At 35.2% G+C, this 22,323-nt stretch carries 26 protein-coding genes and 1 tRNA gene; 4 read left to right on the forward strand and 23 right to left on the reverse strand.

Translation table 11 applies throughout. The annotated features are described in order from the left end of the window. Positions 1–9: 9 nt before the first annotated feature. The 9 genes from ACFSQJ_RS07220 to ACFSQJ_RS07260 form a co-directional block, all read right to left on the reverse strand. Positions 10–909: a DUF5777 family beta-barrel protein gene (locus ACFSQJ_RS07220; RefSeq protein WP_377766295.1), complete on the reverse strand. Its 900-nt coding sequence runs from the start codon at positions 907–909 to the stop codon at positions 10–12. Further along, positions 899–1,447 carry a YceI family protein gene (locus tag ACFSQJ_RS07225; protein WP_377766296.1) on the reverse strand — a complete coding sequence of 183 codons (549 nt, stop codon included), beginning with the start codon at positions 1,445–1,447 and terminating at the stop codon, positions 899–901. Before ACFSQJ_RS07225 ends, ACFSQJ_RS07220 begins: the two co-directional genes overlap by 11 nt. A 1-nt stretch (position 1,448) precedes the next feature. Next, the gene (locus ACFSQJ_RS07230) at positions 1,449–1,859 is read right to left on the reverse strand and encodes an OB-fold protein (protein WP_377766297.1); all 411 of its coding nucleotides are present in this window, start codon (positions 1,857–1,859) and stop codon (positions 1,449–1,451) included. Positions 1,860–1,975: 116 nt separating this feature from the next. Beyond that, positions 1,976–3,502, reverse strand: coding sequence for a hypothetical protein (locus ACFSQJ_RS07235; protein ID WP_377766298.1), 1,527 nt, complete (start codon positions 3,500–3,502; stop codon positions 1,976–1,978). A gap of 232 nt (positions 3,503–3,734) precedes the next feature. Next, positions 3,735–3,995 (reverse strand): hypothetical protein, encoded by a 261-nt coding sequence (locus ACFSQJ_RS07240; protein WP_377766299.1) that lies wholly within the window; start codon positions 3,993–3,995, stop codon positions 3,735–3,737. A 12-nt stretch (positions 3,996–4,007) separates the two neighbouring features. Beyond that, positions 4,008–4,865, reverse strand: a complete 858-nt coding sequence (locus tag ACFSQJ_RS07245) for a DUF5777 family beta-barrel protein (protein WP_377766300.1) — start codon at positions 4,863–4,865, stop codon at positions 4,008–4,010. 5 nt (positions 4,866–4,870) lie between these two features. Further along, on the reverse strand, positions 4,871–5,272 hold the full coding sequence (locus ACFSQJ_RS07250; protein ID WP_377766301.1) for an OB-fold protein: 402 nt from the start codon (positions 5,270–5,272) through the stop codon (positions 4,871–4,873). Next, positions 5,269–5,829, reverse strand: coding sequence for a YceI family protein (locus ACFSQJ_RS07255; RefSeq protein ID WP_377766302.1), 561 nt, complete (start codon positions 5,827–5,829; stop codon positions 5,269–5,271). The genes ACFSQJ_RS07250 and ACFSQJ_RS07255 overlap by 4 nt, the downstream gene beginning before the upstream one ends. Positions 5,830–5,860: 31 nt before the next feature. After that, positions 5,861–6,244 (reverse strand): hypothetical protein, encoded by a 384-nt coding sequence (locus tag ACFSQJ_RS07260; protein ID WP_377766303.1) that lies wholly within the window; start codon positions 6,242–6,244, stop codon positions 5,861–5,863. 219 nt (positions 6,245–6,463) lie between these two features. On the opposite strand from ACFSQJ_RS07260, the gene ACFSQJ_RS07265 reads away from it, so the two are divergent. The 3 genes from ACFSQJ_RS07265 to ACFSQJ_RS07275 all read left to right on the forward strand — a co-directional run bounded on the left by ACFSQJ_RS07265 (position 6,464) and on the right by ACFSQJ_RS07275 (position 9,217). After that, positions 6,464–7,582: a LytTR family transcriptional regulator DNA-binding domain-containing protein gene (locus tag ACFSQJ_RS07265; RefSeq protein WP_377766304.1), complete on the forward strand. Its 1,119-nt coding sequence runs from the start codon at positions 6,464–6,466 to the stop codon at positions 7,580–7,582. 67 nt (positions 7,583–7,649) lie between these two features. Further along, a tRNA-Ser gene (locus ACFSQJ_RS07270) sits at positions 7,650–7,734 on the forward strand. Between the two features lie 238 nt (positions 7,735–7,972). Then, the gene (locus tag ACFSQJ_RS07275) at positions 7,973–9,217 is read left to right on the forward strand and encodes a site-specific integrase (protein WP_377766305.1); all 1,245 of its coding nucleotides are present in this window, start codon (positions 7,973–7,975) and stop codon (positions 9,215–9,217) included. Between the two features lie 17 nt (positions 9,218–9,234). Here the strand turns inward: ACFSQJ_RS07275 and ACFSQJ_RS07280 are convergent, their stop codons facing one another. After that, a complete protein-coding gene (locus tag ACFSQJ_RS07280) occupies positions 9,235–9,894 on the reverse strand; it encodes a hypothetical protein (RefSeq protein ID WP_377766306.1) in 660 nt (219 codons plus the stop codon). Then, positions 9,894–10,310 (reverse strand): BfmA/BtgA family mobilization protein, encoded by a 417-nt coding sequence (locus ACFSQJ_RS07285; RefSeq protein ID WP_377766307.1) that lies wholly within the window; start codon positions 10,308–10,310, stop codon positions 9,894–9,896. Before ACFSQJ_RS07285 ends, ACFSQJ_RS07280 begins: the two co-directional genes overlap by 1 nt. A gap of 954 nt (positions 10,311–11,264) precedes the next feature. On the opposite strand from ACFSQJ_RS07285, the gene ACFSQJ_RS07290 reads away from it, so the two are divergent. Next, on the forward strand, positions 11,265–11,951 hold the full coding sequence (locus tag ACFSQJ_RS07290; RefSeq protein ID WP_377766308.1) for an urease accessory protein UreH domain-containing protein: 687 nt from the start codon (positions 11,265–11,267) through the stop codon (positions 11,949–11,951). On the opposite strand, the gene ACFSQJ_RS07295 is transcribed toward ACFSQJ_RS07290, so the two are convergent. The 12 genes from ACFSQJ_RS07295 to ACFSQJ_RS07350 are packed head-to-tail and all read right to left on the reverse strand — an operon-like array spanning position 11,934 to position 22,220. Then, entirely contained in the window at positions 11,934–13,034 is a 1,101-nt protein-coding gene (locus tag ACFSQJ_RS07295; protein WP_377766309.1) for a hypothetical protein, read from the reverse strand. The two genes, ACFSQJ_RS07290 and ACFSQJ_RS07295, sit on opposite strands and share 18 nt — an antisense overlap. Before the next feature lie 3 nt (positions 13,035–13,037). Continuing rightward, positions 13,038–14,075 (reverse strand): hydrogenase expression/formation protein HypE, encoded by a 1,038-nt coding sequence (gene hypE, locus ACFSQJ_RS07300; protein WP_377766310.1) that lies wholly within the window; start codon positions 14,073–14,075, stop codon positions 13,038–13,040. A gap of 43 nt (positions 14,076–14,118) precedes the next feature. Beyond that, positions 14,119–15,213, reverse strand: coding sequence for a hydrogenase formation protein HypD (hypD, locus tag ACFSQJ_RS07305; RefSeq protein ID WP_377766311.1), 1,095 nt, complete (start codon positions 15,211–15,213; stop codon positions 14,119–14,121). A 9-nt stretch (positions 15,214–15,222) separates the two neighbouring features. Continuing rightward, positions 15,223–15,492, reverse strand: a complete 270-nt coding sequence (locus ACFSQJ_RS07310; protein ID WP_339654427.1) for a HypC/HybG/HupF family hydrogenase formation chaperone — start codon at positions 15,490–15,492, stop codon at positions 15,223–15,225. 13 nt (positions 15,493–15,505) lie between these two features. After that, complete coding sequence (gene hypF / locus ACFSQJ_RS07315) at positions 15,506–17,767, reverse strand: carbamoyltransferase HypF (RefSeq protein WP_377766312.1); 2,262 nt, start codon at positions 17,765–17,767, stop codon at positions 15,506–15,508. A 4-nt stretch (positions 17,768–17,771) separates the two neighbouring features. After that, positions 17,772–18,473 carry a hydrogenase nickel incorporation protein HypB gene (gene hypB / locus ACFSQJ_RS07320; RefSeq protein ID WP_377766313.1) on the reverse strand — a complete coding sequence of 234 codons (702 nt, stop codon included), beginning with the start codon at positions 18,471–18,473 and terminating at the stop codon, positions 17,772–17,774. A 2-nt stretch (positions 18,474–18,475) separates the two neighbouring features. Further along, positions 18,476–19,342: a hypothetical protein gene (locus tag ACFSQJ_RS07325; protein WP_377766314.1), complete on the reverse strand. Its 867-nt coding sequence runs from the start codon at positions 19,340–19,342 to the stop codon at positions 18,476–18,478. A gap of 3 nt (positions 19,343–19,345) precedes the next feature. Continuing rightward, a complete protein-coding gene (locus tag ACFSQJ_RS07330; RefSeq protein ID WP_339654418.1) occupies positions 19,346–19,693 on the reverse strand; it encodes a hydrogenase maturation nickel metallochaperone HypA/HybF in 348 nt (115 codons plus the stop codon). 2 nt (positions 19,694–19,695) lie between these two features. Continuing rightward, positions 19,696–21,183 (reverse strand): hypothetical protein, encoded by a 1,488-nt coding sequence (locus tag ACFSQJ_RS07335; protein ID WP_377766315.1) that lies wholly within the window; start codon positions 21,181–21,183, stop codon positions 19,696–19,698. Beyond that, positions 21,158–21,427 carry a hypothetical protein gene (locus ACFSQJ_RS07340; protein WP_377766316.1) on the reverse strand — a complete coding sequence of 90 codons (270 nt, stop codon included), beginning with the start codon at positions 21,425–21,427 and terminating at the stop codon, positions 21,158–21,160. The genes ACFSQJ_RS07335 and ACFSQJ_RS07340 overlap by 26 nt, the downstream gene beginning before the upstream one ends. Next, positions 21,424–21,744: a hypothetical protein gene (locus ACFSQJ_RS07345; protein ID WP_377766317.1), complete on the reverse strand. Its 321-nt coding sequence runs from the start codon at positions 21,742–21,744 to the stop codon at positions 21,424–21,426. Before ACFSQJ_RS07345 ends, ACFSQJ_RS07340 begins: the two co-directional genes overlap by 4 nt. Next, positions 21,744–22,220 carry a hydrogenase maturation protease gene (locus ACFSQJ_RS07350; protein WP_377766318.1) on the reverse strand — a complete coding sequence of 159 codons (477 nt, stop codon included), beginning with the start codon at positions 22,218–22,220 and terminating at the stop codon, positions 21,744–21,746. The genes ACFSQJ_RS07345 and ACFSQJ_RS07350 overlap by 1 nt, the downstream gene beginning before the upstream one ends. Positions 22,221–22,323 lie beyond the last annotated feature (103 nt).

Here is a 22,323-nt window from a genome sequence, read left to right on the forward strand (position 1 = left end):
GCTAGTTAGCTATTTATCTTTGAGTCTATTCTTAAAATGAATGACGTAAGTGGCGTTAAAACCAAAATTTAAGTTGGGATTACGAAAATTAAAATTATTCCTAGTATTTAAAATGAAAGCATCTTCAACTATAGATTGTGCGTTTGTAAGCATAAACTGTAACATAATATCACCCAGTTCCCAATTAACACCAATGGCAAAAGGATTAAAGGTTTCGATTGATTCTACAGGATTTAAGGTATGGTAATACTCAGAGGCAAGACTAAAGTGACTTCCAAGCCTATAACGAGCGCCAAAACCAATTGAAAAGAAATTATTTGGATCATTTTCAAATTCCGATTCCCCTCTATGTATATATGTGGGGGAAATTTGGAAAGAAAAATCTTTTGATACTTTTTTTGAAAGTAAAATCTGGGAAGTGAAGGCAGTTCTATCTGAAAAGTTTCTTCCTAAATCCGGATTAGCAAATGCACTGCTATCATATCTGAAATTTTGGAATACCGTAAGTGAAAAAGGATACCCTTTGCCATTTTTATCGCGTTGCATGACACGATATTTGAAATGACCATCAAACAGGCCGTCAAAAGTAGTTCCGCCCATACCAAAGGTCAGCCTATCGGAAATTCCATATTCCAATGCCAATCTCGAACTCATTCTGTCAGCAATAAAACTTTGCGATCTATCAGATGGCAAGTTCCAAAAACGATTGAACGCCGAAACTTCAAGAATTCCCTTTCCCCTAACTTCGGTCGAATGACCAATCGCTATTCTTGTAATCTTAAAAGTCGGTGGAACGAAACTAGAACCGTTTTGCTGCTCTTCTTCTAGAATACCCAACAAATCTTGTGCACATAAACTTTGAGCAGTTGTAAATGCTATTGCAAATACAAGAATAATTCTAATCGTCATAAGGCCTGTATTCAAATCTAAAATTTATCGTAATGCTTTTGGCAATATTACCTGCCAATAAAGGTGGAATATTGATATCATAATCTTTGACATCGGTATTGAACTCACCAGATATCACATAGCCACTGACATTATTTTCTATTCTGGTCTTTATTTCTAATTCTTTGGGCACCCCATGCATAGTGAAAATTCCTTTGATAATTCTAGTCTGTTCGCCTTTAATAGCACTATCGAAACCAATTATCTCACCCTCAAAAGTAGCCTTGGGATAAATATCCGATTCAATATAACTTTCGTTAAAATGTTCTCTCATCAAGGCTTTCTCAAAAATAAAGGCATTCATGAGCATGCTCACGGCGACTTTACCCTTTTCTAAATCTACAATACTAAAAACCTGATTATTTTCGGCTTTAATATCCTCAACAGAGGTATGCGAAAAAAAAGACACCTTGCCCTGCCTTGCAATGATTTTTTCACCATTGTCAATACTTAAAGTGCTGGCCATAGTAAATAAAAGTATCAGTACTACTCTCATCATATTAATTGCCATTAACGATTACGCAATTCAACATAATGGCATCTTTTAAAACCCCTTTAAAAACTCCTTTAATTAAAATTGAGTCTCCTTTTTTCACTTTTTCTATTCTTTTTGATTGGTTAGCATTCATATCACAAATAACGAGCATTTGCGCTTCAACGTTCCCTTTAAGTAATATTGTTGGCCTATTATTTATGGAATTGACTTCATGCACAATTCCTGCAACAGAAATCACCTCATCTCTATCACTCTTGGTAATCGATTTTAATTGAACTGCTAAGTTATCAATAGTATATGTTTTTTTTGATGAGACCTCTGTAAGATCATCATTCAAATAATCATTACATGCTACCAAACAAAAAAATGACAGTGCAAAAATAACAGGAAAGAAAAATGAAGTTTTACTTTTCATAGTGCCCATCTTAAAAATAAGACATTAAAACTACTATTTACAAGAGAATATGAGATTTTGTGCTTTTCAAAATTAATAAGTCCCCAAGAAAACCTGGGGACCTAAATCTATGAACACTAATCTGTGATGACAAAAATGCCAGTCATAGTACCATGAAATTCACAGTTATAAAATAGGGTATCAGGAGCATCGGCCGGAACGGTAAACGTAATTGTTCCTGTTGAGGCACCATTGTTCGTTACGCCATCATCAAATGCATTACCTGATCCAGTGCTTTGAACGAATTTTATAAGAAAAGGATGGCCTGGGGTATTAACATTGAACTGATATGTTCTTCCTCTACGCAATGTAAAATTTGGGTTTTCGTCATTTGCAAAACCACTTCCTGCAAAAATATAAGAAACTGCTCCATTGTTCGTAACGTCCATAGCTGTTGTCTCTTCAGCGTCAACAATCCTAATTCTCCCGGTCATAGAGGCATGGAACTCACAATTATAGAACAGAACATCAGGAGCATCTTCTGGTACCGTAAAGGTTATGGTGCCTTCAGCTATGCCGTTATTCGTAACGCCGTCGTTAAAACTATTTTCGGTACCTGTACTGGAAACTGATTTTATAATAAATGGATGACCCGGACTATTTACGTTAAACTCGTAAGTGCTTCCCCTTGTTAATTCAAGTTCGGGGTTCTCTATATCAGTGAAGTCAAAAACATAAGCAGATGCACCCACATTAGATACACTAAAGGTTGTTTCAACTGAATTTACATTTTCAGGCTCAGGTGCATTTTGTGTATTCTCGTTGAGAATAGGCCATACGCCTGCACTAGGAAATCCAACTCCAAAATTATCTCCCCTATTCTCATCTCCACTAAATTTATATAAAGGCCAACCCTTATAGGTTAATTGCGCTTCTCCAAAAACATCTATGGCACCAAAATCGTCAATATTCAATACGCTTGGCACATTACGTAATTCTGTATGGAATATCGGCCAAACCCCATTGTTTGACAAATCAGCATTTGTGAAATTATTTGTACCACTCTCATCGTTACTGAAATGATACAGCGTTACCCCGTTATCATCTGTAATATAAAACGTGCTACCTTCACCCTCTTCAAAAGAACTGTTTAGGTTGGTTTCATTACCATCAGAATCCCTACCTACTAATTGAGACTGGGTGAGCATTACCGAATAATCTGGTTTGGCAACAAACCAAACGCCTCCGGAGCCATCTCCATTAATTTGACCGGCTGTGGTATCGTTGGCAAAAAGATATAAAGGCCAACCCTTATAGGTTACTTGTGTTCCACCATCGGTTCTTGCAATGGTGCCAAAATCATTCGCACTCAAACCTTCATCTAAAGTAAGTTCACTTGCATCAAAAGCTGGCCATGTTGTGGCACAGCCATTAAGACAATTAGAACCTCCTTTACTATCAGGAGCGAAAAAATACAACGTAAACCCTTCGGAGTTTGTAAGTACATTTCCAAAGTCCGGGTCAACGGATAATCTAACCGAATTTTCAACCGCTACAGGTTGGTCATCATCTGAACCTTGATCTTGGTCATTACCATAACCATTATCATCTGAACAACTAATCACAAATAAAGTGACGAATACAAATACAAAGAAATTTTTCATTTTAAATATTATTTTAATTTACTACTAGTTTTATGTGAACAAAGAAATCAACGATATGCACCATTTATAGACTAAACCTTTGCGAAAGGGAATATTTAAGTTTAAAAGGGAACAAAATCGAATCTTCTATGTTCTTATTAATTCTACTTACTTGATTTATAAACTATACCTCTGTTTGAGTTAGTAAAAAGACCTTCTTTACGAAGGCCTTTTACAAAACCTAAACTAAAAACTAACACAAACAATTTTTTGGTTTCTTAAAACAGGAACTGTCAATACGTTCGCCTATTTCCGGATAGCCAATTTCGCTTAATGTATTGAGCACATCTGACAGCTCATTGGCCTTAAAAAAATTAAATACGACCATTGGTTCATTATTATATAATCTTATGTTGGAAATGTTTTGTATTTCAGAAAGCTTGGCTTCTATAAGTGCTTTGCATCTTAAGCAAAAACTATTCTGAACATGAACTCTTGCTAACTGTGTTTTCATTTTGTAACTGTATTAATTGAATACTCTTGAAAGATTAAACCCAAAGAAAAAATCTCCGTTACCCCAATCACCGGTTCCTTGCCCCAAGAAACCGTTCGTATTCATTGGCTGAGCATTGGTAAAATGCAATTGAAATACATGTCCCCCGGTCTCAATGTCGATACCAATAGAAAGCGGATTATTGAAAGGTGAATTCGATGCCCTGTTCAAATGAAGGCCGTAGTCAAAATTTAGTGAGAATCTTTTGGTCAACTTATGCCTGCCACCAAAGCCAAGCACATATTGAGAATTTGACTGCTCATCTATGGCTACCAAATTGTCATGAAAAAAAGTGGGCATTAATTGTAAAGAAAAATTCTTATTGAACTTTTTTGAAATGAGTAGTTGGGATGTGTACCCTAATCGGTTTTCAAACTTTAGTCCTGGTAAAATTTCATCATCTAAAGCAGTATTGAGCAGTATATTGCTAGAGCTTACAATTGTAAATGGAAAACCACCGACCTTCTCTCGCACTAACCTTAATTTCAATGAAGACTCGTATATTTTCTGAAATGAACTTCTTGAAATACCCACATTGATTCCATCTGTAATTCCATACAGAAAATTTAACCGAGTAACTGCTTGATCTAATCCGTAAAAATCTTGAAAACCTCCCTTAACAGAACCAAAACGGTGAGATACTATAAAGTATAGTTCGCTTTGAGAAACCATTTTAGTAGATTCAAAATTCACGATTTTTAAGCCTTTAAACGCGGCACTTTTATAAGCGCTTGGTTGAATGGTATCAAATTCTTCAAGAAGATCTTCTTGAGCATTTATAGTGATTAGGCTAAATACCCAGCTTATAATAATTGATAATTTAGTTTTCATTTGTTTTAGTTTATGGTTGTGGCTTGGTCTATTTTTACGAGTAATATGAGTTCATCAAAGCCAACACATCTTCCTTTAATTTTTAGTTGGTCTCCTTCTATGATTTCTTGATTTAAACCCTCTAGAAACATTACTAATACCTTATCTTCTAAAACAATATGATTTAGGCCAATCTCTGTTACGGAACCATAGGTTTCTATCACCTTATCCATATATTTTGTAGTAGCTGTTTCTTGGCTATTTGCAAATTGAAATTGCAGGTCTTCAGCGGGCATGACAAAATCTGTCACCTCTTTGGATATTTGTCTATGAGGTGCGTTCATCACTTTGTCGAAGATTACGAAACCTGTTATAAGACCAACAACTATTGCCCCGATTACGAAGTATTTTAGATTCTTTTTTTTCATGATTTAAGTTTGAATTGAATAGAAACTATTACCTCTTTGGCAATTTTATTTTTAACAATTGCCGGAATTGAAATATCAAAGTCTGAAGGGGTGACCTTAAAGTCACCCTTCATGACTATGGCATTATCCATTTTTTGTAGGCTGACCGTAGTTTTAATCTGCTTTTCTTTTCCATGCAATTCTAATTTCCCATCCACCTCAATTTCCATTGAGTCGTTTGATAAATTTGAAAAGTCAAAACCGATCAGCTTACCTCTGAATATTGCTTTGGGGTATGTCTCAGATTCGATATAGTTTTCATTAAAGTGCTCTTCCATTAACGAGTTTTTGAATCGAAAACCCGTTACCAAAGCCAAAGAAGCAAACTCCGCCGTATCAACATTTAAAACGGCCGTTACTGCTTTGTTAGTAGCTTCTACAGGCTCAAAAAGCTTTTCTGAGGCTTCAAAGCGTATCTCACCCGATTTGTCTATGTATTTTTGTTGCGCATTTACATTAAATAGAAAAAGGCTTATTAATAATACTACTGCAAGACCTTGTGTTTTTTTGTTCTTCATTTTTTTGTTCTTTAGCGGTTATAATCATTTATTAATTTTCTGGCAATCCGTTATCTATCCATTGTTGAATCATATCAATGGTATTTTGTGGCAATCTCCCTGATGGAGGCATAGCGCCTGGGGCTCCATTTTGACGAGACATCGCATTTAAAATAGCACCAGACCGATTACTCACCTGCTGGTAATTTATTAGTGAGAAAGGCGCACCGTTTCTTGGCGGGTTGTCATGACAGCCCACACAGCTATTTTGTATTATTGCCCTTACGGTATTTTCATAGGTGATCTCATTACTTTCAGGGTCATCATTGTTTTCTTCTTGCTGGTCGGCAAGAATTAAATCTGCTTCGCTATCATTTGTGCAACTGAAAAAACAGAGTAGAGCCAAAAAGAGTAGCATTAGTTTAGTTGTTTTCATTGTTTTTGTTTTGAATATTAATTTGATGGTTCAAATGAAGAAATATCCCCGTGTATGTGCACTATTAAACTATGTGAGAGGGAATTTTTAGACTTAACAGGGAATATTTAAGCTTGAAAAAACAACAGTAATTCCATTTTTGAAGGTAAATACTGAGCAACTGTTTGTTTTTAAATATTGCTATTTTAGCTGACTGAGTTTTACAACCAAAAAACAACCATGCGCAAAGACCGCTTGTATCTTTCTACATTTTTGGCCATTACCTTTATCTTTTTGGTGATATCAAGTGTGGCGGTCCGCTATTTTGTGAATTTCAGCGTTGACAGAATATTGGAGACCCATCTTGAGTTTAGCAAAAGAGAGGCCCAAGAAGTAGCCTCATTATTAAGCACCCAGTTAAGAAATGGTATTGCCAAGGATACGGTAATTGTTACTTTTCAAGAAAGTATAGAGAATACGAATCAAACAACAGGGTTTGTTAGTATGTTCGATTGGTCCGGAAGGTTCATTTGCCACCCTGATGTTAAAGTCGTTGGCCAAAATATTAGCACTGAAAAATCTTTTGTTTCTTCCGTATCCGATGATTTGACTTCTAAAAAATTCTACGACTTATTAAAGAACAAACAAGAAGAAGTGAGTATTGAAGACTTTGAAGATGGTCTTCAAGAATCTGAAGTAATCAGTATCTGTCCGGTTAAGAATTCAGACTGGATTATTGCGGCCCATACCAACACGCAAATTGTAATGGGTCAAATAGAAGACTTGAGAAACAAGTTCTATACAATTTTAGTAATTATGGGTCTGGTGACGGTGGTGGCCTCTGTTGTCACCGTCAGGTTGATCGGTAGTACCTATGAAAAAAGATTAGAAGCCAATAATCAAAAACTATCCGATAAAGTAATAAATCTCGTAAAATTAAACAGTGCCGTAGATGCATACCAGAAAAAGGTAAGCGTTCAATCAGACCAGCAAGATGGTAACCGTGATGACGAAAACACTTCCAAGAAACGGATATTAACCTACCGAAGAAATGAGCTAAAACCTGTACCAACGGAAGAAATCGCTTATATCTATATGGAAAATACAATCACCTACGTAGTTTGTATAGATGGCAACAGAAGTACATCAAACTCTAGTTTAGATGAACTTTTTTCTAATCTTGACAGAACTTCATTTTTTAGGGCGAACCGACAGTTTATTGTTGCAATCACGGCTATTGAAAAAATAGTAAAATATGGTAACAACCAGTTAAAAATCTTGGTGAACCCTAATTCTGAGGTAGATATTATTATTAGCAAGAACAAAGCTGCAGAATTTAAGCAGTGGCTAAATCTTTAAAAGTACCGATTGGTGGAAATTTTTATTCCATAGAACAAAAAAGGTTATTATATTTGCACCCGCAATAGGAGAAATGGCAGAGTGGTCGAATGCGGCAGTCTTGAAAACTGTTGAGGGTCACACCTCCGGGGGTTCGAATCCCTCTTTCTCCGCTTAGGAATTACCAAATTCCGCTAAAAGCCCGTAAACACTATGTTTTCGGGCTTTTTTGATTTTTTACAATATCATCCAAAACCATATAATATCAAATAAAAGGTGCGTGATTCGGTGCGTAAATTTTTATAGTAAAAAACGCACCTAATTAGCCGTTAACTATTGTCATATAAGGGTTTACGTGTAATTTGCATTTGTATTTTTTGTACCTTATAGTGCTATAAAAACCACGCACCGATGAAAACTACATTTTCAATCCTATTTTACCCACGAGGTAATGACATCGACAAAAACGGTAATGCTCCCATTTACTTAAGAATAACAGTTAATGGAAAGCGTAGCGAGTTGAGTATAAAACGAAAGGTGCTATTGAGTAGATGGAACTCTGAGGCTGGAAAGGTTCGCGGAACAACAACTGATGTTCGTGAGCTTAATAAGTATATGGACACTATTAAAGTTAAAATCTACAAGATTCAAGAAACACTATATGAGAATCAAGAGCTCGTCACAGCAGATATTATTAAGAATGTTTATTTAGGTAAAGGAATACATCATAAGATGCTACTCGAAATTTTCCAAAACCATAATGATAAAATAGAGCGCTTAGTAGGGAAAGAATTTGCTCCTGGAACTATAGAACGCTACAAAACAGCGAAGAAACACGTTTCGGACTATATAAGTTTAGAATATAACCTTGAGGATATTCCAGTAAAAGATGTAGACCATAAATTTATATCGGGCTTAGAGTACTACTTAAAAACAGAACGAAAGTGCGCGCATAATACAGCTATTAAGTATGTCACAAATTTTAAAAAAATCATACGTATTGCTTTTGCTAATGATTGGATTCAGAAAGACCCATTTGCAAATTGGAAAGCTAAACTTAAAATAGTTGAGAGAGAATTTCTTACCGAAGAAGATATTCAAAAAATGGTGGAAAAGGAATTACATACAGAACGTTTAGACCAAGTAAAAGACATATTTCTTTTTTCTTGCTTTACAGGACTAGCATATGCAGATGTTAAAAAGCTTTCACGCAACGATATAGTAATTGGTATCGATGGTGATAAGTGGATTAAGATAAAACGTTCTAAAACCGATACGCGAAGTAGCATTCCACTATTACCGACTGCTATTGATATCCTAAAGAAGTATGACGACCATCCTGATGTTTCTAATAAAGGAAGATTACTTCCTGTATTAAGTAATCAAAAAATGAATTCCTATATTAAGGAAATAGCGATACTTTGTAAAATTAGAAAGAACCTCACTTTTCATTTGGCGAGACATACTTTTGCCACTACAGTAACATTGTCAAACGGTGTACCTATTGAATCTGTAAGCAAAATGCTTGGTCACAAATCTTTACGAACTACACAACATTACGCTAAAATTTTGGATAGAAAAGTAAGTGAGGATATGAAAATATTGAAGGCGAAAATGCAGGCATCAACCCAAGTAGCAGAAAGAAAGGTAAAATAGCCTTTTCAAAGGGGCATTCAATCGTCCTTATCCCCATCGTTTATTAGTTTTTCTACATAGCCAGAAATTGGACTGGTCTTTTTAGGTTCTTCCAGTTTAAAATTATTTTTGACAAAAATCTTCGCAATTATTTGCCAGTTATCTGTTTTCCACTTTTTGGATTTAATGAATACATAGAATTTTCTCGCCTCTATTTCTGGCCAACTATTTTGTCTGAAAAATGAAATGACTTCACTTTCATTAAAAAATAAGACAGGCTGTTTATTTAAGTTTTCTTTTGTTTTATGTTTATAAGAAGATACCAAATTTTGGTTAGGTTTTGGAACGCAGTTGTCCAAATTTTGGACCTTTAGTGTACTACAGGTTGTACCACTTTTGGGACAAGCTCTGGTCATCTTAATCTTAGAACCTCTTGATGGATGGTATGATGGATAGTAGGTAAGATATCCCCAGGTATCTAAATCTCGCAAATGATTATGATACGTTGTTTTTGATTTAATCTTTGCGCGCTCCATTATTAACTCCCGATTTATGGTTAAGGTCTCTTTGAAAAATTTTTTATTCCATAAATAGAAGAAGGCAAGGTATAATGTGATATGTCCTTGTTTAATACGTTCATCGTTATTGAATATTTCCAATATAGTATTGAGGTGAATAATGTAGTTTACACTTTTCATTACGCATCATCATTGTTATTCAAATATTTCTTTTCGCGAAAGCGAACGTCTTTCTCCAGATAAGGGTCATTTTTCTCCACCATTCGTACTTTCTTCTTTGGTTCAGCTTGTTCAAAAAGTGATTGTAGCATTGCTACTGTCGGTTTGGTCTGGTTCTTTTCAATGTCTTTCATTATGGCAATCATTCCATTCATTCGTTTTTTAATAAGAAGTGAAATCCGCTTCTCTAATGTTTCCATATTTGGTCCCATAGACTCTGTTGGCGAAATACAGTTTTCTTCAAAAAACTCAATCATAACCAATAAGGTCATTGATTTTGAAAGTGAGATTTCTTTACAAAATTTATTGAACTTAGCTGCTACTGAAGCTTTAATGCTTAAGCTCTTAAATTGCTCTTTTTCATATCCTTTATCCATTTTTCCGTGAAAAATTTGTTGTCCTTATTTAGTTGTGAGCGTTTTTCCGTGAAAAACAACACTTCAATTTTTAAAACACAAAACAATAAATCGTTGTCAAGCACTAATTTTACTGGTGTTTTGAAAAAAAACTGAATATTGTAACATCGCGCCAGCGTGTTACCCTCTTGCTATACAATCCCTCCATTTAATTTCGGGTTTGCAGTACTTTTTATCTAAAGCTAAAAAGCCTAAGAGGTGTTAAACTACACCTTGCATTTTTTAAGAAAAATCGATTCAACTTTTTAAAGTATTCTTAATAAATACTGGAGACCATTGATATTACTTAATAATGATTATGAGCATATTAGGTCAATAGTTAAGCCAATTATATATGGTTTAGATTGGTGTCAATTAGTTGCCACAATGGCATTTATCTGCATACTTATTATATCTTGAGCGTTTTCCTTTTCTTTTAGCTCAAAAAGCAGGGATTTGATACGTTTTACTATCTATTTATTAGATAAGATTGAGGTGAAAGTAGCCGATGATGATTTAACATCTACTTACTTCCCATAGCGCCATCGCTGTTACCTTTTCGGTAACCGACACTAAAAATTTGAGCGAATAAGAACTTATAAAAGTGAGTGCGCGAACGGTTATGCAGTTCGTTTCGGGTAGAATTTTACAACTTTGTGAAGTGAAAGTTGTAAGTGAAATTAATTAGTGGACTCTATTTCAAATTTGATAGAGTTCTATTCAGATGTAGTTCGCTTGTTAGGCTTAATAGCGAATGAAAGTAATGATAGCTACTTTGAAATTGTGTCCAAGACTTTTCTAAATGAAGCTCTTTCCCTGTAATGGAGAGCAACGGAATGTAGGGGAATGTGCTGAGTAATTGTAAACATCAAATGACCTGTTAAATAAAATATTTATCTTACCCAATATTTCTGTAAACTAGATTCTAATTTTTAAATGATTACAACTTTATTTTCTGCAATTCTTGCATCTATTCTCCACGTTATTTCAGGTCCTGACCATCTTGCTGCTGTTACACCACTTGCTATTTCTTCACAGAAAAGAGGATGGAAAGTAGGTCTCGTTTGGGGTTTTGGGCATTTAATAGGAATGCTTCTTATTGGTGTACTTTTTTTACTATTTAAAGAGGTTATTCCTATTGAAACTATATCTGGTTACAGTGAGCAGCTTGTTGCTATTGTTTTAATTATTGTAGGTCTCTGGGCGTTCTACCGAATATTTAATGAAAAGAAAAAACATACACAACCACACACACATTCTGACGGAAACACACATATTCACAGCTATGAAAGTGATAGTGAACATCATTCCCATAAAAAGGAAATGAAACAGAATATTCTTTCTTCACTTAGCATAGGGTTTTTACACGGACTTGCTGGGGTAGCACATTTTATATTACTACTTCCTGTACTTGCTTTTGAAACAAAACTTGAAGGTGTTCAGTACATAATAGGATTCGCTATAGGTACAGTTTTAGCAATGACAGCCTATGCATTTATACTCGGCAATATTGCTAGATATTCTAAAAAAGCAAATGACCCAATATTCTTTAAAGGTATTCGATTTGCAGGCGGTTTATTTGCTATAGTTATTGGAATTTATTGGTTATACCTCACTTTTTAAATCACAAATAACCAATCTGTGGTTTCCTGTATCTGCAACAAATAAAGTGTCGCCTTCCGTAGTTATTGAAAATGGCCAATAGATAGCACTTTTAGTTCCGTGCATATTGCCTTTAAATTCGCTACTAGTCGTAAAATCTTTTCTGCCTATAACCGCTTTCGCGAAAGCGTTATTTTCAGTAGGTATGGTGTCAAACTTTAAAATGCGACTGTTCCCTGTATCATTCACTAAAATGCCATCTTTATAAAAGCAAGCATCATACGTCCAATTCAGCGTATTTGCTTCTGGAGCTAGTCTAAACTGATTTTGCCCACAAGCATCAAAATTATCTTGCCCAATAATAATATCAGCTGGTTTTGAAAGTGCGTCTTCTTTAGAATTCCAAATAAGTACGCGATAAAACTGCGTATCGGCGACTGCCATTTGACCTTTACTATTTATTTTAATGGAATAGGGCCAAATAGGGTCGTCGTTATTATAATCTCGCGTCGTGAATGCAGGTTTCCCTATTACTTCATCTGCAGAAGCATAATTTTCTTTTGGAATATTTTTATAAACAAGTATGCGTCTATTTCCTGTATCTGCAATCCATAGACTTTTACCATCAGAAAATAAGCCGTACGGCCAATTAAGTGTTTGAGCAGTTGGGTCACTTCCTATCCCTTTTACATTAGGCAAATTGGTATCAAAACTAGGCTGCCCTAAAACAACATCTGCTGGTTGGGCATTTGATGTAGGTATAGAATGCCATATAAGTACTCTGTGATTCCACGCATCTGCAACAATTAGGGTTTCGCCATCACTCCATAAACCAGAAGGATATTGCAGCGTACTAGCGTTCACATCGCCTCCTGAATTTCTTCCACTATCTTCAACTTCTAGTTGACCTAAAATAACATTAGGTTCTTGAAATTCTGTTGATGGGATTGTATGCCAAATAAAGACACGATTCTGTCCTGTGTCTGAAACAAAAAGCTTGTTTTTTGCTACAAAAACACCTCTAGGTGCTAGAAATGGTTTTTGTTCTGAACCTCTAAAAATACGTCCATTTGTGACTTGGTCGCCTAGTGTTTTAAAATCCATAGGCTAGCAGATTCTAGGTAACTGTTCTCCTGGCAACATACTTACCACACGCTTTCCACCTATGGCACTTTCCATAATCACTTGTTTTGGATGCTCTTCGGTAACAGTTCCAATAATTTTTGCATTTGCGCCATTTTCATCTTTATGTAGTGCTTCCAGAAAATCATCTGCAATAGATGCATCTACAAAAGCAATAAACAATCCTTCATTTGCCACATATATTGGGTCTAAACCTAATAATTCACAGGCACTAGCTACTTGATTATCAATAGGCAAATCTCTTTGCGCCATATCTATTCCTAAATTAATAGACTGTGCGGTTTCTTTGAGTACGGTTGCAATACCACCTCGTGTTGGGTCTGTGAGTAAGTGTATGTGTTCTCCAAAGCTATCTAGCAGACTACTTATGGTATGATTGAGGTTTATAGTATCACTTAAAATTTCAGAATCAAATTCAAGCCCTTCTCTAACAGACATAATAGCCATACCGTGAGATGCGATATTACCACTCACAATAATTTTATCACCTGCTTTTATGTTTTTTGCTGAAATATTAGCTTTAGAATGTATGCTCCCAACTCCTGAAGTATTGATAAATATCTTATCGCCTTTTCCTTTTTCAACAACTTTAGTATCTCCCGTTACCACGTGAACGCCCGCTTCTTCACAAGCACCTTTTATAGCAATTAAAATCTCCCAAAACTCAGAAACTTTAAGCCCTTCTTCAATAATAAAACTAAGAGATAGATATTTTGGAATTGCACCACACATAGCAAGGTCATTAACCGTACCGTTTACTGCTAACTCTCCAATATTTCCTCCTGGAAAGAAGATAGGTGATACTAGGAAACTATCTGTAGAGAAAGCCATCTTGCCTTCTAATTGAAAGATTGCACCATCGTGACGTTCATCTAAGATAGGATTACTGAGTACATCAAAAACACCACTATCTAATAACTTATTGGTAAGTACGCCACCGCTTCCGTGACCTAAGGTAATTACATCAAAATCCAATTTAGGCATTGGACATTGCAACTGCATTCTTATTTTTTTATCTGTCATTAAATAAATTGGATTTTAAGGACTATGCTTCTACCAGTCCAGAGAAATGGTAGTAAGCAGCACAAGCACCTTCGCTACTTACCATAGGTGCTCCTAATGGGTTTGTAGGCTTACATTTTTTGCCAAACTGTGAACATTCAAAAGGTTTCTTTAGGCCTTTCATAATTTGACCAGAAATACAATCAGGGTTTTCTGGTGCTTCTGGTATTTCAATTTGAAATTTCCGCTTAGCATCAAAATCCCCATATTCAGGACGTACTTGATAACCGCTATCTGGAATTTCTCCGATACCTCGCCATATTTGGTTTTTAATTTCAAATATCTGATGAATCATTTTCTGAGCTTCAGGATTCCCTTCTTCTTTTACGATTCTAGCATATTGATTTTCAACTTCCGCTTTGTTTGCTTCTAACTGTCGCACTACCATTAGGATGCCTTGTAATACATCTAATGGCTCAAATCCAGTGACAACAATAGGCACTTCGTAGGTTTTTGATAGCGGATGGTATTCAGAATTACCCATAATAGTACAGACGTGACCAGCAGCAAGGAAACCATCTATCTTACTTTCTTCATCATCAATTACTGCTTTAATCGCCGGAGGCACTAAAACGTGAGACGTGAGTATAGAATAGTTCTTTAATTCTTTACGGTGTGCGTGAATTACTGATAGTGCATTTGCTGGCGCTGTGGTTTCAAAGCCTACTGCAAAAAATACGACTTCTTTATCTGGATGGTCTTCGGCGATTCTCACTGCTTCTAATGGCGAATATAAAATGCGGATATCTGCACCTTCTGCCTTGGCTTCGAGTAAGTTCTTCTTTGAACCTGGAACACGAAGCATATCGCCAAAAGAGCATAAAATGACATTTTCCTCTAGTGCTAAATGAATCGCTTTGTCTATAATATTTAATGGTGTTACACAAACAGGACAACCTGGACCGTGAATCATTGTTACTGTCTTAGGCAACATCTCAATAATTCCGTTTTTTACTAGACTATGGGTTTGTCCTCCACAAACCTCCATTATAGACCAAGGTTGTGTAACTGTTTTTTTTATTTCTTCAAGATATTTTTTTGCGAGTTCTGGGTCTCGATATTCTGACATATACTTCATAGCAAACTCTTATTTCGGTAAATATTCATCTACATCTGTGAGTTCGCCTATTTCTCCTAATTCTTCGAGATATTTAAAAGTTTTATGCGCTTCTTCTTCATTTACTTTACTAATGGCTACACCTACGTGTACTAAAACGTAGTCATCTACATCTGCATCTGGTAACATTTCTAAGCTGGCTTCTTTAGTAATCCCGCCAAAAGAAACTGTTGCCATCCTTACCGCACCACCATATTGTAGCTCTATACTCTTTATTTTTCCTGGGATTGCTAAACACATATTCTAACTGGTATTAATTCTTAATATTCTGAAAATACATAAGCTGTCCAAACGAAATATTTTCATCATTTGCAGACAATTTACAATTAAATTTTAACTTTATTTTACTATTTCGACACAATCGAGCAAGCACCTGAATGAGAACACTATTTTGAAAAACACCTCCACTACAAGCTATAGTATTTGTGTTATGCTTTCGCGAAAGCGTAATAATACTTTTTGCAAGTGTGTAAATGAAACTGTATGCCAATCGCTCCTTGCAAAAGCCTTCATTATATGCTTTAAAAAGCTCGTTTATTATTCGTTGTGACGGGATAATATCATAGGATACATTGTGTAAAAAATCTATGTAATAACTCTTTGAGTAGGTCTTGGCACAATTTTCAAGCAACATAGCCGCCTCTGCTTCAAAAGTGTTTACATCTTTTATATCTAAAGCTGAAGCTACCGCATCGAACAATCTTCCCACCGATGATGTTTTTAAAACATTATTATCTAACATTTTTGTATAAATCTTCCATTCAGTGTCAGAGAACTTATCTGTTATATCTCTCCTGTTTTCATTATTTAGCAGACTCAATAAAGCAAGGCGTGGCTCTTTTGCCATCTTATCATTTGCTAACCAATCATAGTATTCAAAATGACTAATGCGCTCCATTGTGTGATTTTCATAAATAAAAAACTCACCACCCCAAATAGCATTATCATCTCCATAACCAGTGCCATCCCAAACTATTCCTAATATTCTCTCTTCACTTTCAAAAAGTTGATGCTCTCCTAATACACTGGCGAAATGCGCTTTATGATGCTGAATTTTAAAAATTTGAGCATCATACTCTTTTGCTATTGTCTCGCCAGCAATACTGCTTTGATAGGTGGGATGCGCATCTACAAGAACAGTTTTAGGACTACAGCTAAAGACTCCTAACTGTTTGTCTATAGTCTTTTTATAGCGCTCTAGCACATCATAATTATCTAAATTTCCAAAATACTGACTTACATAAATATGCGTGTTAGGCACTAAAGAAAAAGCGCTTTTTAAGTGTGCACCCATTGCCAAAACACCTGATTTTATTTTATTGTTTTGCATTAAGTAGTTGGGCGCTAAACCACGTGAACGTCTTATAAAATGTTGTTTCCCATCTATTATTTTTACCACAGAATCATCTTGAGGAAACTGAATAGGCAAATTGTGATGTAGAAAATAATGAGCTATTGTTTTTAAATGCTCTTGAGCAATGTCGTTTTCTGAAATTATTGGAGTGCCGTGAATATTTCCACTAGTGCATACTATCGGTTTTTTAATGATATGCATTAATAATTCCAAGAGCGAAGAGGAAGGTAAAAGTACACCTGTCTGGTTTAAACCTGGTGCAATAGTATGTGCTGCAATTTGCGTGTTCCTTGTATTCTCTAGTATTAATATAGGTGCAATGCTACTTGTGAGCAACTCTTTTTCTTGTTCTGATACTTCAAATTCTTTCTGTACAGTATCAATGCTATCGTACAATACCGCAAATGGCTTGCTAGGTCGTTTCTTTTTTTTACGTAGTTCTGCAATTGCCAATGGATTTGTTGCGTCGCAACATAAGAGATAACCATTTGTGTTTTTTATAGCGACAATGTGTCCTTCTAGAATTAGTGCTGCCGTTTTCTCAATTATTTGATTTTTGCTAATATTAAGTGTATTCCCTTTACTATCAGTGAGCTGTAATTGTATTCCACAGTCAGAACAACTATTAGTTTGTGAATGAAACCTACGATTAGATGGGTCTGTATATTCGTTCTTGCACGCGGGACACATTTCAAAACCAGCAAGTGATGTATGCGCTCTTTCAAAAGGAAATTTTGTAGTAATAGCATATCTTGGTCCACAATTTACACAGGTAGTAAAAGGATATTCATAGCGCCTATTCTCTTTGTCTTTGACTTCCTTTTTACACGTCTCGCAAACCGCAAAATCAGGTGTTAAAGGTATATTTATAGATTGCTCTTTTTCTGAAGGAACAATGCTAAATTCTTTGAAATTCTCTGTTGTGGTTTTCTCTAGTTGGTAGGAGCTTATAACTGAAACAGGAGGTGGGCTTTCCAGGAGTGTTCTTAAAAAAGTATTTGCTCTTTCTTCTGTTGTATGGAATCTGATAATAACACCACTTCCATTGTTAGAAACACTACCAACAAGACCTTGTTGTCGAGCTAAATTAAATACAAAAGGACGAAATCCAACTCCTTGAACCCGTCCTTTTATTTGTATTTTAAATGTGTGCTCTTGCAATCTTTTAGGCTTCTTTTTTAGCTTTTACTTTCTCTACTAACCAGTCACACCAGGCATCAATACCTTCTCCACTCGTAGATGATATTTGTAGTACCTCTAACTCGTGATTTACTTCGCGAGCATCCTTAGTTACTGCTTCTACAGAAAATGGAACATATGGCAATAAGTCTGCTTTTGAAACTAGCATCATATCACTGGTCAAAAACATTCTAGGATATTTCCTTGGTTTATCATCTCCTTCTGTAGTTGCCATTAGGGTTACACGATAGTCTTCTCCAAGGTCGAACGAAGCTGGACATACAAGATTGCCTACGTTTTCAATAAATAATAAATCAATATCATCTAGTTTGTATTCTGGTAATACCTGATGAATCATTTGAGCTTCAAGATGGCAAATTCCTCCAGTAACTATCTGTAAAGCTTGTATTCCTGTTTCTCTAATACGTTCTGCATCACGTTCGGTTTCTAAGTCACCCACCATTACAGCCATTTTGAGTTTGTCTTTAAGGCGTCTTGCTGTTTCTTGCATTAAAGTGGTCTTTCCGCTTCCAGCAGAAGATGTAATGTTTACCAAAAGTGTTTTAGATTTTACCATTTCTTGCTTAATGATATCTGCTACAAAATCATTAGCCTTTAATAGATTAATATTTGTGTTTTCACACTGTACGGTACCGCGAGCGGCTTTTGTTGATTTTTCTATACTCATAGTTATATTAATTTTTTTTGAGGTGTTTCTTTTAAAAAGTGATTATATGCAATTGTTAGTGCAAGTACGAATAAGCAAGCTACTACACCTATTCCTACATTATAATAAGTCTCTGCAGAGAGTGAAATACGGATTAGAATGGTTGCTAAAACAAATGCAGAATATCTAAATATGCGATAGTAATTAAGTGTGTATCGCAAGGCGATTAAAACGATAATGATATCACTAAAAATAAGAACAGTATAAAAGGTTTGAAACGAATGGAGGTAACTTCCTGTAGAAAATAATATTTTTAAATCATTAACTCCTACAGCAGCAAAAGCGACTAAAAGCAACAGTGCTAATAGTTTTTTTAGACGAATAAACTGTGTTTGGTCTTGTTCTGTGGATGTTAATTTATAGCGTTTTTGGAGTGACCCTGTAAAACTAATGAGAGCAAAAATGATGATTGCTCCAAAACCATATACTACCATAGGTATCAAAGAATCTTTCATTGCACTCCATTCAAAATTAATTCCGATATGGCTGAACTCTTTAAAACCATCCCTTAGAAAAATAAGTGAAAGCAACTCAAATTGTTTACTTACTGATTTAGCAACAGACTGAGGCAATATAAATATGAGCCCAAATAATTCAATGATTAAAAGTAGGGTAAACACAATCTCAATAGAAAAAAAAGGATTTTCAAATTTCTCTTGATAGTATCCTAAGTTAATATAGTCTGAAATCACTAAAACGCTTAATAACGAACAAACAATAAATACAGTAACAAGAACATAACTGGTAGCATAAAGACTGTTTTTACTTTCGTAAAAGTCTCTACTCCAATTGAAAATTGGTTCTGCATATGTCAGTGTTTTTTTAAGCATTTTTTAATCATCAAATTCTACTTTGTGAATTAGCATCTCTTCGCCTTGAATTACATTTTTACTGGGCTTCTCACACTTTTCACAGATAAAGCGATAGTTCTTTACATCTGTTATATGATTACAACTTTCACATTGTATTTTTAGTTCTACCATCTCAATATGTAATTTTGAGTGATGATATTTGGGATTAGTCATATGAGAGGCTTCATAGGCATTTAGCAAAAGACGCGGTTCTATGTTAGAGAGGATACCCACTTTCACATAAATACCCGTCAATTTATTCAGCTTTTCTTCTTCAAACTCTTGTTCAAGGGTTCTAAATATTCCGTTGACTATTGAGGTTTCGTGCATCGTTAGTTTAAAATTGTTTTTAGGTTTTTAAGTTGGTTTAAATGCTGATTTGCTTGCCCTATTAAATTTTCATCATTAATAATCTGAGCAATAGATGTTGCTTTTTCAACCATTTGATTGTATTTCTTAAGTTCTGCGGCTTCATCTTCATTATGCATTAACCAATATAATTCTAGCTGATTTAATAAAGTTAATGCTCTTTCAAAGGGATATTTTGTTTCGGTTCTAACAGTAAGTGCGTCTTCAAATAAACCAAAGGCTTTATCTAGATTGTTATGCAACTTGGCTTCAGGAAAATTCATCAAAGCTGTGGCATAATTGTGACTAGCCATTGCGTTTTCATAGGGATAGGCTTCCTTGGTGTAAAAAGCTAATACCTCTTTAAATGAAGAGGCACAAAAGGCAGTCCAAATAGGTTTTTCTTCTGGCGACACAGGAATCTCTGAATATATAAGTGCTAGATTATGATGTACATCTGCAAACTTCTGTGGATGTGTATCACGTTTAAACACTTTTAAGGTATCCTGAAATGCATTAATAGCTGGCTTGTAATATTGTGGGCTTCCATTTTTAGACCAGGTATATAATAATGTTGCTTTACGTAATCCTGCTTCTCCAAGAAATTCTTGAATATCTGCTTCTTTAAAATATAAAATTGCTTTGTTGATATAATTTTTTGAGGCTATAAAATCCTCTTGAAAATTTGCAATTTCAGAAGCGTCTATTAATAACAAACCTGCATTTACTTTGAGTTCTTTTTTTTCATAAAAAGCAATACTTGCTTGCTGTAACTCTTGTATTTCTAGAAGCGCATTTTTGTCATAGGGCATTTTAATTTGCGCCATTAGCGCTGTAGAAAGTAGGGTTCGCATTGCATTTTGAGCATCTGTAGAGATTGCTTTAGGCATTGCTATGCGTATCACTTTCTCAGCTTCATCATAAGCCTTTATGTCTAACAGAAAATTTACAAAATGTTTTATGGTAAATACGCGATACTCGTCATTAGGCGCATTGGCTATGGCTTCTGCATAACTCGCCTTCAATCTGTTACTATCTTTTTCTATTTGTCCTGCGCCGTATTGTTGTACAATACATCCATTGTGTTGAGATTCCGCTTTCGCGAAAGCGTACATATCTTCAGTAATGTCATAACCAAATTGCAAATGCGTAGCAATGAGTAAGTGATTATAAAATGAGTTTTCTTGAGAAACAAACTCAAATGCTTTTTGATGGTTTCCTAATTTATAGAAAATCATTGCTAATAGGTTCTCTCTTGTAAACTCTAGTTCAGGAAAGAGATAGGGTGGCTCCGTATCATCCCAATCTAAATGTGAAGTAATTGAAGTATCTGTAACAACGATTATTTTATGGGTATTCGATAATTGGGTTTCGTCTTGCTCAACGGTCACAAGTTCGCTCAATCTCTCAATAGTCGCGATTGCTGCTAGTATTGCATCCTTTTTATTAGTTGTTGTTAAAATTGTAAGCACTTTTATCTACTTTTTGCGTTCCTCTTATATCTTTTGCTGCGGTCTTTTGCATATTACGTGCATAAATTTCAGCTAATTGTTTTGACCTGTAATCACCTATTTTTCTAACTAATAATTGATTTGGGTCTGTGGTATTTATAAATACCAATGATACTTCCCAACGCCCTTTGATTTCTTCAATTTTAGTACGCACTTCTGCATCTAATAACCAAGCATCTTTAGGGTCGTTTCTTCCTGCCATCATATTGATATTTTAATGAGGTTTGTTTTTTCTACAATCTCATATTCTAAATCTCTATCAGTTGTATCTAAATCATTGTCGATTAAAATTTCTCTAATCGCTAGGGTTCTATCTCCTTTGAGATTCCTTGACTTGAGTAAAAACTGAGTAGGTTCGTGCATTTTCACAAACCACTGGCTACTCACAGGTGTAATCAACATTTTTTTTTGTTCTGGCACATAGGTCACATAAGCATAATGAATGGTTTCAAAAATACGCTCAACAATAGCAGCGTTTAAATACACGTGCGATGATTTGAGTATAACCTTATCTTCTTCCATTATACATTAACAAACTTAACATCTTCTAAAATATGTTGTACCACTTTGTCACCCGCTTTTTTTACTGCGTCACTGATTTCAGTTTCTAGTTTTGTATTTTCTACCGCAATAAGATACACCTGTATGTCCTCTGGATATTCATCACCAAGTATTTTTTTGGCATAGGACAATGCTTGGTCCCACTTCATACCGTGTAAGAAAACCATAGGGTCGTCTTGAGGTGTTCTTAAAACCTCTTCGGCAGGAACTTTAAATAATGTTCCTACAGGTTCGTTAGTATTTATTACAGCATCTACCATTAAAATTTTAGAGTGGCCTTTTAAGCCAAATAACACTTCAAAAGCAGCCGTTCCCATATCAAAAATGCTGATATCATCATTCTGACCTATAATTTTCTGTAACTTCTCAATTACGTACATTCCTATACCATCATCGCTTCGTACTGGGTTTCCAAAACCCATTATTGCTGTTTTCATTTTATATTCTTTTTTACACTTTACCGCTTTCGCGAAAGCGTAATTTGTTTTAAAAATTGCTGTTAAATAAAAACTTTCTCAAAACAAAGTCCTGAGAAAGTTT

It is taken from the genome of Croceitalea marina (genome assembly GCF_042684265.1).
GTDB classification, from domain to species: Bacteria; Bacteroidota; Bacteroidia; order Flavobacteriales; family Flavobacteriaceae; genus Croceitalea; species Croceitalea marina.